Genomic DNA, 15602 nt, shown 5'->3' with positions numbered 1-15602 from the left:
ACCCGGTAACTTACTGGCGCCAGTGAACGCAGTTGCGGCCGGCGGCCTTGGCGTCGTAAAGGGCGGCGTCGGCGCGGCGCAGCAGCGTGGGGCCGGACTCGCGACGGTCGGTGAAGCTGGTGACACCGCCACTCAGGGTGACCGAGGCGAGTGCGCGAAGGTCGAATGCTGCAGTTAGCGGAGGATTCGCTTGGTCAATTTCGAGAACAGTGTTATGTCACATGAGCGATGCGCCCCATGAATAGGAAGGGCGTTGAGATTTGCTTTCGGTGATCGGGTCAACAAGGTCTGCACTGTAATTTCGTGGCAGTCTCAAGCGCTAGTCAGTGTTCCGATGTAAGAAAAACTTGTTCGCATGAGTAGGAATATCCTTAATTTCACTTCAAGTGAAATTTCGTTATAGATTTTGGTGTTTCAGATTTATATCTTTTTCTAAGTGCGCAAAAGATTGTGTACGAAATGGTGTTTCGATATTTTTTTCAAGCAACCAGTTCCACTTGAAAAAAAGGAGGGGGTATGAAGCTCAAAATCGTGTCGATCATAGGGCTCTTTCTTTATGCGCTTAGTGTGTCCGCAAGCGCATCCCAGAATCAGTCAGTGGAGCAGTTTGAAAAATATTACTCCGCAATACTCAAAGCAAAATCACAAGATCCAAAGTCCTATTTGATTGTTCCAGATGTGCCGGAATCTGTGGATCCTGATGATCTTCCTGAGTGTGATGATGAACTTAGTCAGCTTCTATCAGTCGCTGTGATCAATGGTCAGGCTACTCGTGACGGTCTTTCGTTTGTCTATGAAATTGACGTGGTTTCAGGCGTCTTGAATGTCGACATCTCCGGGGTCGAGTATCAATTTCCCGCTAGAGAGTTTATGGAGGATGCGGGCTTGCGAGCTCGTCTTCAGGATCAGTTGGTTCTGGAGAGCTCGGCGGTGCCCGTGCCGTGTTTGAATCCTTGGGGGTTGCTTGTCTGCGGAACGGTAGGTGGGAGTTATTGCTTGTGGCGCACGCACCAGTGCAGGGCTAACGCATTGAAAGTATGTTATCACGGCTTTAATTGTGGGATCCGATCAGAGTGGTGTGGGATTTGTGGAGAAGGCGGTTATGAGTGCCACAAGTGCGTTGAGGTTATGCCAGATCTTGAAAGGCCGTAATGAATAGAGTTCCTTTGTGATCTGGCTTGAATATTTATGATGCGCCGTCGAGGTTTTTTATATGGGTGGTTTATGTGCCCAAACTTCGGTCGGCGCATTTATTGAATCTAGCGGACTATGGTGCTGGCGTGATGTGTTGATTTTCCCGCGCGTGGAGGGGGTATGGTTGCTTTGATCGTGGAAGAATGGGGGAGGCGGCGAGGTTTGCTCGCTGTTCTGAAGGTGTATGCGCCGATTCTGGCGATGCTTTTTCTGGTCTACTGGGGTACCACCGCGGTACTGGCAGCCTTGGTCCTGGATCAAAAGCGGGAAGTGATCGTTCAGGTTCACGGGCAGGGTATCAATGACTGTGACCACCTTGAGGTTCATTTGTCGGAGCGCGTCGGCAGTGATGCCAGGCTGCAGGTGAGCAGTGCCGAAGGGCACTCCCTGGCGGAGGACAGCCGCCTGACTTGTGTCGTGCAATGGGCGGAAGCCGGCTGGTTGAGCCGTGGCTGGCAGTCCGGCGTCATTCATTCAGAGGTCTATTTGGACGCGCTCGCTGATGTGGCGATCATCCGTGGTGGTCGATTCATCGGTGGTGGCTGGCATCCAGAGTATGGGCACCTGGCCTGGGTGGCCGTGGTGTTGCTGTTTTTCCTGCTGTGGCGCCGCCATGAGCGGACGCAACTCGAGCGAAAAGGCAGCTGGTCACGGGTGCTGGGTTTGCCGCTCCTGGTCTTTATGGGCTGGTTCTTTCTGGTGATGCCGCTCATCAGTTTGCTCACCCTGCCATTTCAGACCGAATCGGATGCACCGTGGAATACGGCGGCGAATTTCGTTCAGGGTGGTCTCGGGAACCCTTTCTGGGTGCTTTACTTTGTGTTCGGGGCTCCCCTGGCCGAGGAAATTCTGTTCAGGCGGATTGCCTACAAGGGCTTTCTCGAGGCCAGTTACCCGATTCTGGGAGCAATGATCGTCAGTGCCGGCTTTGTTGCCATCCATATCCAGTATCTGAGTGCCCATCTTGTGGAAGGGCTGTTCATCTACACCTCGATATTCCTTTTGTCGCTTCTGCATTGCTATCTCTTTGCCCGAACCCATCACCTGGCGGCGCCGTTACTGCTTCATGTTCTTCACAATGGCAGTGTCTTGTTCTTCGTCGGCTTGTCGGTTGGCGGCTGAGGTTCCCTAGCGCCAGTGAACGCAGTTGCGGCCGGCGGCCTTGGCGTCGTAAAGGGCGGCGTCGGCGCGGCGCAGCAGCGTGGGGCCGGACTCGCGACGGTCGGTGAAGCTGGTGACACCGCCACTCAGGGTGATCCGGAGTGTCCCGGCGCGGGTCTGGAATTCCGTGGCGGCGACCCTTTCCCGAATGTCCTCGGCGATGGCGACGGCATTCTCCCGTTCTGCACCCGGCAGGATGATGCCGAACTCCTCGCCCCCCAGGCGGCCGACCAGGTCGTCACTGCGTCGTCGCCCGGACAGGAGGGGGGCCAGCTTGCGCAGGATCTCGTCGCCCACGTCATGGCCGTGACGGTCGTTGATGGGTTTGAAATGATCCAGATCCAGCATGACGATGGAGAGGGGCATGCGGTGGCTGCGGGCATCGTCGAGGGTGTCCTTGAGGGCACGCATGAAGCCACGTCGGTTGAGCAGACCGGTCAGGGAGTCGCGGAAAGCCATCTGCTCCAGCACCTGCTGACGCCGCTTCTGGGAGCTGACATCGATGGAAACGGCCGACACGCGCAGCAGCTGGCCATCGGCATCCTTGTGGGCAATCAGGGTGGTCTGAACCGGGATGAGCTCGCCATTCGCGCTGGAGAAGCTCATCTCACCGACCCAGCAGCCCTCCTCCATGGCGGTAGGCAGGGCAACCTCAACCAGGGTCCGGAAGGATTCTTCGGTATGCACCCGGCGGGGGCGGTAGTCGCTCAGGGGATCGTTCGGACCCAGGCCCAGGACGCGGCGCCCGGCCCGGTTCAGATAGATCAGACGGCCATCCGGGGCGCTGATGCCGACAATGGCCGGGGTGGCGTCAATGATCTCGTAAAGCTGCTCGCGGGACTGCTCGGCTGCTTCCAGGCGGGTGATGTCTTCGGTGATGCCGTCAATGAAGGCCGTGCCGTCTTCCCCCTGGCGTTGCCGAACGGTGACGCGGAAGGTGCGAATATTCCCCCGCAGGGTGCGCAGGCGCACATTCTCGCTGTGCCAGTCATCGGCCGCCTTCATGCGCGCCACGAAGGCCGCCCGGTCTCCTTCATTGGCATACAGCCTGGAGGCGGGTGTGGCCAGCAGTTCTGCTTCCGATTCCGCCTCGGTGAGGCGAACCATCTCCGGGTTGACGGAAAGAAAGCGGCCACCGTCCTCGACCTGGCTGCGGTAGATGCCCACCGGCAGGTTGGCGACGATGTCGCTCAACACACTCAGTTCCCGTTCCTGATCGTTACGGGCGGTGACATCGTGAATGATGGACAGCAGACGGGTCTTGCCCTGGAGGGTCAGGGGTGAACTGTAGACTTCCACGTCACGGATTTCACCGCCGGCTAGGCGGTGCTGGAACTGGAAGCAGTTCCGTCGTGCATCCCGGGCCGCCCGCATTTCGGCACGAACCTGAGTCTCAGACAGGGTGTTGAGATCAATGACGCGCAGTGCAAGGAGCTGTTCGCGGCTGAATCCATAGAACCGCAGTGCCGCGTAATTGGCATCCAGGATGGCGCCCGAATCGGGATCCACCAGCAGCTTGATGGCCAGGCTGCCGTGAAACATCTGCCGGAACATTTCAGTCTGTGGATCAGTGTCGCTCACCCTGCAAGTTGCTCCCCTGAGGCGGGTGGGCCGGATGCCTATCGATGGGTCGATAGTACCCGCCTTTGCAAGGTGAATCATCCTCCTTCGCTGGCGGGGGCCAGGCCGGTGCTGCTACATTGCCGGCTGATTCCGTGAATCCAGATGGGGAGTGGGCATGGTTCTTGTCACGCTGATCGTGTACCTGGTGGTATTGCTGGGCATTGGAATCTGGGCACGGCAGCGGGTGGATGACAGTGCGGATTTCCATCTGGCTGGTCGTCGTCTCGGGCCGGTGGTGGCGTCCCTGAGTGCTTCGGCCAGTTCGTCCTCGGTCTGGACCCTGCTGGGCATGAGTGGTGCCGCCTGGCTGTGGGGCCTGCAGGCGGTGTGGCTGATTCCCGCCGTCGTTTCGGGATTTGCCATCAATTGGTTCCTGGTGGCCCCGCGACTGCATCGCCAGAGTCATGACAACCAGGCCCTGACTCTGGTGGACTTTCTTTCCCAGGGCTGCACGCCGGCCATGCGCCGCAGCCTTCGCGTCATCGGGGCCGGGCTCATTCTCTTCTGCTTCACCCTCTACGTGGCCGCCCAGTTCCAGGGTGCGGGTACCGCCATTGCCACGGCGGCACCGGTGACAAGCAGCACGGCCATCATCGTCGGCGCCATCATCGTCATTCTCTATGTCTTTCTCGGGGGCTTCTGGGCAGCCAGCGCCACCGATGCACTGCAGGGGGCGATGATGCTGGTGGTAGCACTGATTCTGCCCTATGTGGCGCTCGCCGCCGTGGGCGGTCCAGCCGAGCTGTGGGCCGGGCTGCAGGCCCAGGGCGACCCTGGCCTGCTGAGGCTCGTGGACCAGCCGGGACTGATGCTGGCCATGGTTTTCGTGGCTGGTCTGTTCGGCATTGGTCTGGGCTATCCCGGCCAGCCCCACGTGGTGAACCGCTTCATGGCGCTGCGCTCGGCCGGCGAGATCCGAATCGCCCGCAATGTGGCACTGATCTGGGCCACCCTGATCTACATTGGCATGGTGATTCTGGGCTGGAGCGGCCGTGTCCTGTTGCCGGAGCTGGCGGATCACGAGTCGGTGCTGCTGGAGTTGAGTGTCTCCCTGCTGCCGGCGGTGATCGGGGGCATCATTACCGGCGGGGTGCTGGCGGCCATCATGTCCACCGCCGACAGCCAGCTGCTGGTGGCCAGCGGCTCGGTCAGTCATGACCTTTACCGGGGCCGGCATTCGGTGAGACTGGATCGGGCGGTGGTGGTGCTGCTCGGCCTGGCGGCGGCCGTGCTCGCCCTGTTCGTGCCCGATACCATCTTCAATCGGGTGCTGTTCGCCTGGCAGGTGCTGGGCAACGGCTTCGGGCCCCTGCTGCTTGTTCTGCTCTGGCGGGGCGGGGTGTCCGGCGCCTGGCGTCTGGCCGCCATGGTCAGCGGTGCCGGCCTGACCATCCTGATCAGTTTCTTCCCGGACGCGCCCGGAAACGCCGTGGAGCGTCTGCTGCCGTTCTTCATTGCCCTGGCCATCGCCCTGATCGGCCATGCACGCGGGAATTCGACAGGCCGCTGATCACTGCGCTGAGTGCTCGGGTGGAACGTGCAGGCGATTCAGCCGCCCGTTGTGGAAACCAACGCCCGCCTCGCACGGTCGAAAAGGCATTGCCGGTGCCGTGAGGAGGGTGAGGCATGAAATCCGTCATTCTGCTGTTGGCGCTTCTGTGGCTGGCAGGCTGCGCCCAGACGGGCCTGTCCATGCATGAGCATCCGGGCCTGGTCGACGACAGTCGCGACAAGGTCGCCAACGAGTACTACCGTTGCCAGCCGGGCTCCGGCATTCCCCGCTTCATGCCCATGGGTGGCGTGCCCGAGCACCTGCAGGTGCCTCACCGGGGCAACTGTCTGCGCTAGCGATTGGTCAGGCGCAGCTCGATGCGTCGGTTGCGGGCCCAGGCCTCCGGGGTGTTTCTCTCATCCACGGGTTGATGTTCGCCAAAACCGGCGGCGGCCAGGCGGTGTTCGGGCAGGCCCTGGCGTGACAGGTAATGAACGATGTTCAGGGCCCGGGTGGTGGACAGCTCCCAGTTGGAGGGGAAGGCCTCGGTGCGAATGGGGCGGCGGTCGGTATGGCCTTCCACCTGCAGCACCCAGTCGATTTCCTCCGGTATCCGTTCGCTGATGCGTTCGAAGGTCTCGGCCAGGCGATCCAGGGTTTCACGGCCGGCCGGGCCGATGTCCGCCGAAGCGGATTCGAAAAACAGTTCCGACTGAAAGCGGAAACGGTCGCCGACGATCTCGATTTCCTCCACATCCGCCAGGGCTTCACGCAGGCGGCCGAAGAACTCCGAACGATAACGATCCAGCTCCTCCACCCGGCGGGCCAGGGCCAGGTTCAGGCGTTCACCCAGCTCGGCGATCTCGGCCCGCTGCACCGTGGCGGTGGCTTCGGCGATGTCCAGGGCCTGTGACAGGGCCGTCAGCTGTTCACGCAAGGCGCGGATGTCGTCCTGCAGGGCAGCGACCCGTGCCCGGGCCTCCGCGGACAGGGCTTCCTCCGTGGCCAGGGCGCTTTCGGTTTCCCGCAGTCGCTGTTCCACCACCGCCAGGCGTTCGCCGCGTTCGGCCAGTTCGGTCTCGCGCGCCTCGAGGGCGGTCTGCTCTTCTTCCAGCGCGGCGGCGAGCCGCTCGCGGGTGGTTTCACTCACCGCCAGTTCGGTCTGCAGGGTCTCCTCGCGCAGCAGGCTGGCGGCCAGCGCCTGGTCCAGGTCGCGCACGCGCCCCTCCAGTTGCCGCCGCTCGCGCCGTTCCATGGACAGCGTCTCGGCCAGCTGAGCCACTTCCGATTCCAGCGCCTCCAGGCTGCGGTCGCGGTCACGCAGGGTGTCGCTGAGATAGAACTGGGCCACCACGAAGAACAGGAGCACGAAGACGAACACCAGCAGGATGGTGGCCAGTACGTCCACGAAGCCCGGCCAGATATCGAAGCTGCTGCGCCCCCGGCGGCTACTGCCATGCATGGATCAGGACTCCCCGCTGCCACGGCCCTGATTGGCCAGGGTCCGGGTCAACAGCCGCAGTTCCTCGCGCAGGGTGGTCAGGGTCTGCTCCCGGTCCCGGCCCAGCTCCTGCTGCAGCTGTTCGGTGGCCCGGGCCAGGCGGGTCAGGGATTCGCCCATGTCCGCATCCTGCCGGCCCTGCTGTTCCTGGCTGTCGGCCAGGCGCTCGAGGATGGGACGCAGCTCGCTCTGGCTGCGGGTCAGGGCAGTCAGGCCCTTGCGTTCGCTCTGACTCTGTTCGGCCAGGCGTGCCAGTTCACCGGCCAGTTCCGCCAGGCGACTGTCAGCCGCGCGCCGGTCTTCCTCGGAACGCTGCATCATGCGCTGCAGCTGTTCCAGGGAATCCGCCGTCTGCTCCAGCAGGGCCTGGATGTAGGCCGGTACCGAGGCGTCCTCGCCACCGGCCAGCGCGCCACTGCTAAGTCGGGTCTGTCCCGACAGCCATTCTTCCAGGTCATTGAAGAAGCGGTTCTGGGCCGTGGCGGCCTGCAGGTCGATGAAGCCCAGTACCACGGCCCCGGCCAGGCCGAAGAGGGAGGAGGAAAACGCCGTGCCCATGCCACCCAGCGGGGCTTCCAGGCCGGTCTTGAGTTCCTCGAAGAAGGCGGTGGCACTGCGATCCTCGATGGACAGCCCGGAGATGACCTGGCCCACGGCGCGCAGGGTATCCAGCAGGCCCCAGAAGGTGCCCAGCAGGCCGAGGAAGACCAGCAGCCCAATGAAGTAGCGGGATAGGTCACGGGATTCATCCAGGCGTGAGCGCACCCCGTCCAGCAGGGTGCGCAGGGAAAGGGTCGAGAGGCTGAAGTTCTGGCCATCGCGACCGGTCAGCAGCCGTGCCATGGAGCCGAGGATGCGGGTGCGGGGAATCTTGGGACGCGCTTTTCCGCCGCTTTGCCGGAAACGCTGGATCCACTGTTGTTCCGGTTGCAGGATGAGTACCTGGCGGAAGTTGATCAGGATGCCCACCGCCAGTACCGCGAGGATCAGGCCGTTGAAGATGGGGTTGGCCTGGAAGGCGAGTTGCAGGGGTTCCAGCAGGAGCAGGCAGACCACGGCCACGGCCATCAGGAAGACCGCCATCCAGATCATCACACGACTGGGGTTGCGCACCTTGTCTCCTCCATTATCGCGTCCGGCTTTGTGAGTGTTCAGTCTGTCCGCTCCCATGGTCGGAGACAAGGGGCGAAGCCCGGGACAGGCTGCTAGACTAGGCGACTTTCATTGCCAGCTGATGGCGCTGTGGTTTCAGCGTCCGGGACAGGGAGCATGTGGGGCGTGGAGGCCGGAATTCAACTGCGGGGGGAGACGCTGGACTGCCGGGGCCAGTGGCGATTGCCGGCGGTGGCGTCCGTGGAGTCCGAACTGGAGGCCCTGCGCCTGTCGGGTCACGCCGCCCTGACCCTGCGTACCCGGGACGTGGACAGCCTGGATCTGGCCGGGGCCCGCCTGCTGCAACGGCTGATCGAACGGGCCGAGGCGGCCGGCGTGCCCATCCAGCTTGATGCCGGTGATGCCCATCGCCGCCTGATTCACCTGGCCAGCCAGGTTCATCGTCCGCAAACGCGATCGACACGCCGGGATGGCCTGCTCTCCGTCATCGGGCAACGCAGCATCGAGCACGTTCAGGAATTTCGCGGTTTTCTGGCCTTTGTGGGCGAGGCGGCCAGCGAACTGCTGCCGCGCCTGCTGCGCCCCTGGACCTTTCGCGGTCGTCGCCTGGTCAATGAGCTGGAGCAGGCTGGTCTCTATGCGGTGCCCATCGTGGCGCTGCTCAGCTTCCTGGTCGGCATGGTCATCGCCTACCAGCTGCGCAGCGGGCTGGAAACCTATGGTGCCACTCTGTTTCTGCCGGAGCTTCTGACCTCCACCATCCTGAGGGAACTGGGGCCGCTGATCGTGGCCATCGTGGTGGCCGGGCGCACGGCTTCGTCATTCGCTGCCCAGCTCGGCACCATGAAGATCAACGAGGAAATCGATGCCCTGCGCACACTGGGCATCAGTCCCTTCGACATGATGGTCCTGCCCAAGCTCCTTGCCCTGCTGATTGCCCTGCCGCTGCTGACCGTCCTGTCCGGTCTGGCTGGCATTCTCGGCGGCGTGCTGGTGACCTGGATGACCTACGACCAGGGCCTGGTGGAATTTTTCAACCGCCTGCCCCAGGGCATGGGGGTTCGCCACCTGTGGCTGGGGCTGGCCAAGGCTCCGGTGTTTGCCGCGGTCATCGCCATCATTGGTTGCCGACAGGGCTTGCGGGTGCAGCGGGGTGCCGAGGGGGTAGGGCGCGCCACCACCACGGCGGTGGTCCAGGCCATCTTTGCGGTGATCGTTATCAATGCCGCCTTCTCCATTCTATTCAACATCCTGGGCCTGTGATGAGTGAGCGGACGACAGACAAGACGGTCTCGCCGGCGATTCAGGTTCGCGGGCTGGTGAATCGTCTCGGCGATCTCACGGTTCATGACGGCCTGGATCTGGAGATCCCGGCGGGTACGACGGTGGGTCTGGTCGGTGGCAGCGGGGCCGGCAAGACCGTGCTTCTGCGCACTCTGCTGGCCCTGCGCGAACCCCAGGCCGGCAGCGTCCGTCTTTTCGGACAGGAGATGGTGGGCGTGGGCGAGGCCGAACTGCGCCGGCGTCGGCGCCGCATCGGCATGCTCTTCCAACATGGCGCCCTCTTCGGTGGACTGACGGTGCTGGAAAACATTGCTCTGCCCCTGCGCGAGCACACCGCCCTGTCAGGAGCGGTAATCGAGGAACTGGCCCTGATCAAGCTGAAAATGGCCGGCCTGCCGCCGTCGGCCGCCGGGCTTTACAGTGACGAACTCAGTGGCGGCATGATCAAGCGAGCTGCCCTGGCCCGGGCCCTGATCATGGATCCGGACATTCTGTTTCTGGACGAGCCGACCGCCGGTCTTGACCCGGTCAATGCCGCCGCCTTCGACGAGCTGATCCGGGAACTCAGCGAACTGCTGGGTCTGACCGTGGTGATGGTGACTCATGACCTGGATGCCCTTTGGCAGATCACCCACCAGGTGGTCTTTCTGGGTCGGGGTCGCGTACTGGCACAGGGGCCGGTGGCTGAAATGAGTCAGTCGGAGATCCCGGAGGTAGCCGACTATTTCTCCGATCGACGCAAGCAGGAGGCAAGCTGACAATGGAAACCCGAGCCAACTACACCCTGACCGGCCTGTTCGTGGTGCTGTTCGCGGCCGCGGCCGTTCTGCTGGGGCTGTGGATTGCCGGCGAACTGCGACAGGGAGATACCCAACCCTATCTGGTCTATCTTGATGAGCCGGTTTCCGGCCTGAACGAGAATTCCACGGTGCTCCTGCAGGGGGTGCCGGTGGGCAAGGTGCGAGCCCTGTCTCTGGATCCGGATCATCCCTCGCGGGTGCGCATTGTGCTGGACCTGGACGAGCAGGCCCCCGTGCGCGCCGATACCGTGGCCATTCTGCGTACCCAGGGGGCCACCGGTCTGATGCGTCTGGAGCTGGAAGGCGGCAGTCACGAAGCCGGCCCGCCTGAGCAACCGGAGGGTGAACCCTATCCGGTGATTCAGTCGCGGCCGTCGTTCTGGACGCGCGTGGACGATTCCGTGGATGAGGGGCTGCAGACCTTCAACAAGCTGGCCCAGCAGCTGGATCGCCTGCTGGACGACGAAACCGTTGACGGACTGACAGAGAGCCTGGCCAATCTGCGGACCTTCAGCGAAAGTCTGGCCCGCAACAGCGATGAGCTGGATCGCCTGATGGGCAGCGCCGGTGATCTGGCGGACTCCCTGCCGGCGACCCTGGCACGGGTGGATCGGGCCGTCAAAAGCTTCGATGACATGAGCCGCGGCCTGGAGCAGACCGGTCGTGACCTCAGTGAGGCAGCCGCCATCGGCGGCGAAGGCCTGGAGCGTTTCAGCGGCCAGACCCTGCCGGAGCTGGAGGCCCTGATGCTGGAGCTCGGCATTCTCAGTGCTCGCCTGCAGCGCCTGAGTGGTGAATTGTCCGAGCAGCCGGAGATGCTGATCTTCGGGCGCCCCGTCCGTGAGCCGGGCCCCGGCGAAGACTGACACACGCAAGGAAAACGATCATGTTGCGACTGCTTCCCCTGTTTCTGATCCTGTTCCTGACGGCCTGCAGCATTGGCCCGGACCGTCAGCCGCCGGCCTCGGTTCACCTGCTGGAATGGCAGGGCGAACTGGATGTGCCATCCGAGCCCCTCGCCACCGGCCTGCTGGTGCTGTCACCCCGGGCCTACCCGGGCCATGGCGGACGCGACATGCGCTATCGTGAAGCCGGCAGTGAACTGCGCTACTTTGCCCGCAATCGCTGGGCGGCCGAGCCGGCTGAACTGCTCGGCGCCGCCCTCACCGAAGCCCTGGCCGACAGCGGTGTCTTCGCGGATGTGGCCGCCCCGGGCAGCCCCCTGCACAAACCCTACCGTCTGCAGACCGACCTGATTCGCCTGGAACAGCACTTCGACGACAACGGCAGCCATGTGCGTCTGTCTCTGCGCTACCGTCTGCTGGACGCCAGAACCGGCCAGAGCCTGGGGCATGTGCGTCAGGATATCCGTCAGTCCGCCGACAGCGCGAATCCGGCCGGCGGCGTGGCCGCGGCGAACCAGGCGTTCGAGGAGAGTGTGCGCGCCCTGGTGGTGAAATTGCCGGAGTGGTTGGGGGAATGATTTATTAGTGCTGAGTGCTGAGTGCTGAGTGCTGAGTGGGTGCGGGTCGGAGGGGCCGGCGGTTCTTGGAGGGTCGGGGCTGCGAGTGGCGTTCCGTGAATCGTGAAACGTAAAACGTGAATCGGAAGGCGGCGTTGATCGGAGGCGTGCCTGTGGGAGAGGCTTTAGCCTCGATCAGCGTTGTTCGGAGTCGTTAGCCGCGCCGGTGCCACCGCCCATTCGCCGGCTCCGAAAGTGAGGAGTGAGGTGTGAGGTGTGAGGTGAAAACCCGAAGCCTCACGGCTTCCAGGCTTTGCGCGAACCAGGCCGGCCGACAGCCGGCCGTTGGGCGCCAAAGGCGCCCCGCCTTTCCCCTCACGCCTCACACCTCACCTTCGAAGCCGCAACACTCCCATTACCCCGGCATCTTCTAACGCCGCCCTCCGATTCACGTTTTACAAATCACGATTCACGAGGTGCCAACCGAAAGCCCCGCCCCTTCGATTAGCCCCCACCCCCTCCGACCCGCACCCACTCAGCACTCAGCACTCAACACTCAGCACTTTAAATTGGCACCCATCCCCACCCTGGTCTATGATCCCCCGCTGATTTCCCTTATCTCCGGAGCAGGACCATGAGTGAAACGGCGCACAGCCGAGGGCAGGCCTTTGGCAGTTGGGTTGAGCGGGTGGGGCGCAAGATCCCCGATCCGGTCATCATCTTCATGGTGCTGCTGCCGGCGTCCATTCTGCTGGCCATGCTCATGGGCGGGCATGAATTCGAGTCCATGGGAGCCGGTGGCGAGCCGGTGACCTATTCGATCAAGGCCATGCATGAAGCCGAGCATGTGCGTTGGCTGTTCGACAATGCCCTGGTGGAGAACTGGCTGGCCTTCGGCAATGGGGTGCTGGGGGTGATTCTGGTGGTCATGCTGGCCATTGGTATTGCCGAGCATTCCGGCCTGTTTGCGGCGCTGATCAAGCGCATCGGCCTGCACCTGCCGGTCAAGTGGCTGCCCCTGCTGTTGATCTTCCTTGGCATCACCAGTTCGGTGGCTACCGATGCCGGGTATCTCGTACTGATACCCTTGGCCGGCCTGCTGTATGCCGGCATCGGACAGAATCCACTGATCGGTATGGCGGCCGCCTTCGCCGGGGTCTCGGCCGGTTTCAGTGCCAATCTGATTCCGGGGACACCGGTGGATGTGATCATCGGCATGAACGCCCAGGTCTTCGCCGAGTCCCAGGGCGTGCCCTTCGAGAATGCCGCCGGCGATACCCTGCGCCCGGCCACCATGCATTACTACTTCATTGCCGTGTCCACCTTCGTGCTGGCCGGTGTGGGCGCCTGGGTGACCCATCGCTGGGTCAAGCCGCGCCTGGAGAAACAAAGCTGGGTGGTGCCGGAGGAAATCAACTTCGACGAGTTCCAGGTGACGGACGCCGAGAAGCGTGGCCTGCGTGCCTCCCTGCTGGGCGTGCTGGTGGCGGCCCTGGTGATTGTCGGGCTTTCACTGGGCCCGCTGGCGCCCTACACCGATGAGGCCGGCAACACCCAGTTGCCCTTTCTCAACAACATCATCCTGCTGATTTCCTTCTTCTTCGCCATCGTGGGCGTGTTCTTCGGTGTGGCTTCAGGCAACTTCAAGCGCACCTGGGACGTGGTCCATGCCATGGTCAAGCAGATGAACACACTGGGTTACATCCTGGTGCTGACCTTCTTCTGCTACAACTTCCTCGGCGTGCTGACCTACAGCGGCCTGGGTGCCTGGATCACCTATCTGGGTTCCCAGGGTCTGCTGGCCCTGGGGGTACAGCAGTTCCCCATCCTGTTGATCATCGGCTTCATCTTCACCACTGCCATCATCAACATCTTCGTCGGTGGCCTGACTTCCAAGTGGATGCTGCTGGGCCCGATCTTCATTCCCATGCTGTATTTCGTGAACAGCGACATGACCCCCGATCTTGTCGCCGCCGCCTATCGCGTGGCCGATTCCTCCACCAACATCATCACGCCGATGATGACCTACGCCGGCGTGATCCTGGCCTTCATGCGCAAGTACAAGCCGGAGATGGGCTTTGGTGACATGCTCATCATCATGGTGCCGTACTCGCTGATGTTCCTGTGCGTGTGGACGGCGCTGCTTGTTGGCTTCTTTGTGCTGGGGATTCCTTTGGGGTTTTAAGCGAGTACTGAGTTCTGAGTTCTGAGTGGGCAGTGCCCTCGTTGTCGTAGTCGTAATCGTAATCGTAATCGTAATCGGCCTTTCGAGTGAATCGTGAATCGTAAAACGTGAATCGGAAGGCGGCGTTGATCGGAGCCCTGCCTGTGGGAGCGGCATTCTGCCGCGATCAGCGCTTGGCTGGAGCCGTTAGCCGCGCCGGTGCCACCTCACATTCGTCGGCTCCGAATGTGAGGTGTAAGGCGTGAGGCGTGAGGTGAAAACCCGAAGCATTGCGGCTTCCGCGCTGCGCGCAAACCAGGCCGGCCGACGGCCGGCCGTTGGGCGCCAAAGGCGGCCCGCCTTTCACCTCACTCCTCACGCCTTTCACCTCACCTTCGAAGCCGTAACACTTCCAGTACCACGGCACCCTCTACCGCCCCCACTCAGCACTCAGCACTCAGCACTCAGCACTCAGCACTCAGCACTCAGCACTCAGCACTCAGCACTCAGCACTCAGCACTCAGCACTCAGCACTCATCCCCCTCACCCCAACCGCTGAAGCCGTTCCCCGATCACCTTCCCCTGCGCCGCGGCCAGCTTCCTGAAATCGAAGCTCAGGCGCTTTTCATTGGCCAGGCGTGCCCAGTAATCAGCGGCGGCAGTGGCGGCACGGCGCCAGTTGTCCAGTTCGCCGCTGGCGGGCATGGGCAGGGGTGGGAGTGCCTCGGGCAGCCTTCCCTCGGCATCGGGAGCGGCGGCCATGGGCAGCATGTCGTAGGCCGGCGCCAGCCTGAGGCGGTCGTCTTCGCCGGGGAAGAAGGCGAGGTTGTCGCCGCCGGCATCGTTGTTGCCGATCAGGGCGGCGAAGTGGCTCATGAGCTGAATGCGCTCGCCATCGGCATCGCCGAGACGCTTGGCCCGTTTCATGGCCGTGGCGGAAGCGCGCCAGTCGTCCGGGTCGACGCCCTTGCCGCCCACCTGGCCGAGGCGGATCACGGCCCGCCGGCCGAGGCGGCCCACCCGGTCGAAACGGGAGAGAGCCAGAAAGCGATAGCCCTCGCGATCGATGATGCGGGCCGGCGGCACGTCAATGCCCAGGCCACGCAGTGTTTCCAGGGCCAGCAATTCGGCCACCAGCAGGTCGGCCTGGCGGGTGTTGGCCGGGTGATCGTTCAGGCGGGCAAATTTCACCAGGATCTGGTGGTTCTCCATCCAGGCGGTGAACTTGGGCCAGTGGCCATCCAGACTTCCCGCTTGAAAACGGCCCTGTTCGGCTTTCCGTGCCAGGGCGGGCAGCTCGTCCATGCCCCGTGTCTCCGGGGCCAGCGCCAGAAAGCGGGCCAGGGCCTCATCACCCACCAGCAGATTGCCCGCCAGGTCTTCCCCCGAGGCGATCAGCCATTTCAGTCCCGCGGCTTCATCGTCACTGGTGGCGGTAGGCATGAATCCGTCCCCCAGCAGGTCGCGGACCTCCCGGGGCAGGCCGGTGCTGATGCGCAGTTCGCCGTCTTCACCTTCCCAGGCCCATTCCCCCGGTTCGAGCGGGCGAATGCGGCCATGGGCGTGAGCCCGTCCGTCCTCGTCCACGCGGGATACGGGAATCACCTCGGGCAGTCCTTCGATCCGGCGCGGGGCGGCATAACGCACCCGCCGTGTCTGGCCCAGGCGCAGGATCTCACCCTCGGTGTCACGCATCAGGCGGGACAGGGTGGGGCGGCTGATGCCCAGTTCACGCTGAACGGCCGCCGAGGAAAGCGGGCCGTGGGATTGCAGAAGACCAAGCAGGCGATCACGGTGAGACATGGCGT

At 63.0% G+C, this 15602-nt stretch carries 14 protein-coding genes; 9 read left to right on the top strand and 5 right to left on the bottom strand.

Going from position 1 to position 15602, the window contains the following annotated elements; genetic code table 11:
* Positions 1 to 10: 10 nt before the first annotated feature.
* On the bottom strand, positions 11 to 199 hold the full coding sequence (locus RBH19_RS09160; protein ID WP_306728606.1) for a diguanylate cyclase domain-containing protein: 189 nt from the start codon (positions 197 to 199) through the stop codon (positions 11 to 13).
* Between the two features lie 317 nt (positions 200 to 516).
* Here RBH19_RS09160 and RBH19_RS09155 point away from each other — a divergent pair, with 317 nt between their 5' ends.
* Positions 517 to 1152, top strand: a complete 636-nt coding sequence (locus RBH19_RS09155) for a hypothetical protein (protein ID WP_306728540.1) — start codon at positions 517 to 519, stop codon at positions 1150 to 1152.
* A gap of 162 nt (positions 1153 to 1314) precedes the next feature.
* Positions 1315 to 2316: a CPBP family intramembrane glutamic endopeptidase gene (locus RBH19_RS09150; RefSeq protein WP_306728539.1), complete on the top strand. Its 1002-nt coding sequence runs from the start codon at positions 1315 to 1317 to the stop codon at positions 2314 to 2316.
* A gap of 6 nt (positions 2317 to 2322) precedes the next feature.
* Here RBH19_RS09150 and RBH19_RS09145 read toward each other — a convergent pair whose 3' ends face one another.
* Complete coding sequence (locus RBH19_RS09145) at positions 2323 to 3936, bottom strand: sensor domain-containing diguanylate cyclase (protein WP_306728538.1); 1614 nt, start codon at positions 3934 to 3936, stop codon at positions 2323 to 2325.
* 157 nt (positions 3937 to 4093) lie between these two features.
* Between RBH19_RS09145 and RBH19_RS09140 the strand changes: the two genes are divergently transcribed.
* Both RBH19_RS09140 and RBH19_RS09135 read left to right on the top strand, forming a co-directional pair.
* On the top strand, positions 4094 to 5488 hold the full coding sequence (locus tag RBH19_RS09140; RefSeq protein ID WP_306728537.1) for a sodium/proline symporter: 1395 nt from the start codon (positions 4094 to 4096) through the stop codon (positions 5486 to 5488).
* Positions 5489 to 5604: 116 nt separating this feature from the next.
* Complete coding sequence (locus tag RBH19_RS09135; protein ID WP_306728536.1) at positions 5605 to 5826, top strand: hypothetical protein; 222 nt, start codon at positions 5605 to 5607, stop codon at positions 5824 to 5826.
* Here the strand turns inward: RBH19_RS09135 and RBH19_RS09130 are convergent.
* Complete coding sequence (locus RBH19_RS09130; RefSeq protein ID WP_306728535.1) at positions 5823 to 6932, bottom strand: peptidoglycan -binding protein; 1110 nt, start codon at positions 6930 to 6932, stop codon at positions 5823 to 5825. The two genes, RBH19_RS09135 and RBH19_RS09130, sit on opposite strands and share 4 nt — an antisense overlap.
* A gap of 3 nt (positions 6933 to 6935) precedes the next feature.
* Positions 6936 to 8084 (bottom strand): flagellar motor protein MotA, encoded by a 1149-nt coding sequence (locus RBH19_RS09125; RefSeq protein ID WP_306728534.1) that lies wholly within the window; start codon positions 8082 to 8084, stop codon positions 6936 to 6938.
* A 156-nt stretch (positions 8085 to 8240) separates the two neighbouring features.
* On the opposite strand from RBH19_RS09125, the gene RBH19_RS09120 reads away from it, so the two are divergent.
* The 5 genes from RBH19_RS09120 to RBH19_RS09100 all read left to right on the top strand — a co-directional run bounded on the left by RBH19_RS09120 (position 8241) and on the right by RBH19_RS09100 (position 13815).
* A complete protein-coding gene (locus tag RBH19_RS09120) occupies positions 8241 to 9347 on the top strand; it encodes an MlaE family ABC transporter permease (RefSeq protein ID WP_306728533.1) in 1107 nt (368 codons plus the stop codon).
* Positions 9347 to 10126: an ABC transporter ATP-binding protein gene (locus tag RBH19_RS09115; RefSeq protein WP_306728532.1), complete on the top strand. Its 780-nt coding sequence runs from the start codon at positions 9347 to 9349 to the stop codon at positions 10124 to 10126. The genes RBH19_RS09120 and RBH19_RS09115 overlap by 1 nt, the downstream gene beginning before the upstream one ends.
* A gap of 2 nt (positions 10127 to 10128) precedes the next feature.
* A complete protein-coding gene (locus tag RBH19_RS09110) occupies positions 10129 to 11034 on the top strand; it encodes an MlaD family protein (protein WP_306728531.1) in 906 nt (301 codons plus the stop codon).
* A gap of 20 nt (positions 11035 to 11054) precedes the next feature.
* Positions 11055 to 11651 (top strand): ABC-type transport auxiliary lipoprotein family protein, encoded by a 597-nt coding sequence (locus tag RBH19_RS09105; protein WP_306728530.1) that lies wholly within the window; start codon positions 11055 to 11057, stop codon positions 11649 to 11651.
* Between the two features lie 613 nt (positions 11652 to 12264).
* Entirely contained in the window at positions 12265 to 13815 is a 1551-nt protein-coding gene (locus RBH19_RS09100) for an AbgT family transporter (protein WP_306728529.1), read from the top strand.
* Positions 13816 to 14337: 522 nt separating this feature from the next.
* On the opposite strand, the gene RBH19_RS09095 is transcribed toward RBH19_RS09100, so the two are convergent.
* Positions 14338 to 15597 carry a HipA domain-containing protein gene (locus RBH19_RS09095; protein WP_306728528.1) on the bottom strand — a complete coding sequence of 420 codons (1260 nt, stop codon included), beginning with the start codon at positions 15595 to 15597 and terminating at the stop codon, positions 14338 to 14340.
* Positions 15598 to 15602 lie beyond the last annotated feature (5 nt).

Source organism: Natronospira bacteriovora, from assembly GCF_030848495.1.
GTDB lineage: Bacteria > Pseudomonadota > Gammaproteobacteria > Natronospirales > Natronospiraceae > Natronospira > Natronospira bacteriovora.
The sequence above is the reverse complement of the archived record's forward strand: the minus strand, read 5'-3'. Positions and strand labels throughout refer to the sequence as shown.

Excerpts from the sequence above, each read along its gene's own strand:
- RBH19_RS09155 (WP_306728540.1), top strand. The coding sequence starts at position 517 with ATGAAGCTCAAAATCGTGTCGATCATAGGGCTCTTTCTTTATGCGCTT.
- RBH19_RS09150 (WP_306728539.1), top strand. The coding sequence starts at position 1,315 with ATGGTTGCTTTGATCGTGGAAGAATGGGGGAGGCGGCGAGGTTTGCTC.
- RBH19_RS09140 (WP_306728537.1), top strand. The coding sequence starts at position 4,094 with ATGGTTCTTGTCACGCTGATCGTGTACCTGGTGGTATTGCTGGGCATT.
- RBH19_RS09135 (WP_306728536.1), top strand. The coding sequence starts at position 5,605 with ATGAAATCCGTCATTCTGCTGTTGGCGCTTCTGTGGCTGGCAGGCTGC.
- RBH19_RS09130 (WP_306728535.1), bottom strand. The coding sequence starts at position 6,932 with ATGCATGGCAGTAGCCGCCGGGGGCGCAGCAGCTTCGATATCTGGCCG.
- RBH19_RS09120 (WP_306728533.1), top strand. The coding sequence starts at position 8,241 with ATGTGGGGCGTGGAGGCCGGAATTCAACTGCGGGGGGAGACGCTGGAC.
- RBH19_RS09115 (WP_306728532.1), top strand. The coding sequence starts at position 9,347 with ATGAGTGAGCGGACGACAGACAAGACGGTCTCGCCGGCGATTCAGGTT.
- RBH19_RS09110 (WP_306728531.1), top strand. The coding sequence starts at position 10,129 with ATGGAAACCCGAGCCAACTACACCCTGACCGGCCTGTTCGTGGTGCTG.
- RBH19_RS09105 (WP_306728530.1), top strand. The coding sequence starts at position 11,055 with ATGTTGCGACTGCTTCCCCTGTTTCTGATCCTGTTCCTGACGGCCTGC.
- RBH19_RS09100 (WP_306728529.1), top strand. The coding sequence starts at position 12,265 with ATGAGTGAAACGGCGCACAGCCGAGGGCAGGCCTTTGGCAGTTGGGTT.
- RBH19_RS09095 (WP_306728528.1), bottom strand. The coding sequence starts at position 15,597 with ATGTCTCACCGTGATCGCCTGCTTGGTCTTCTGCAATCCCACGGCCCG.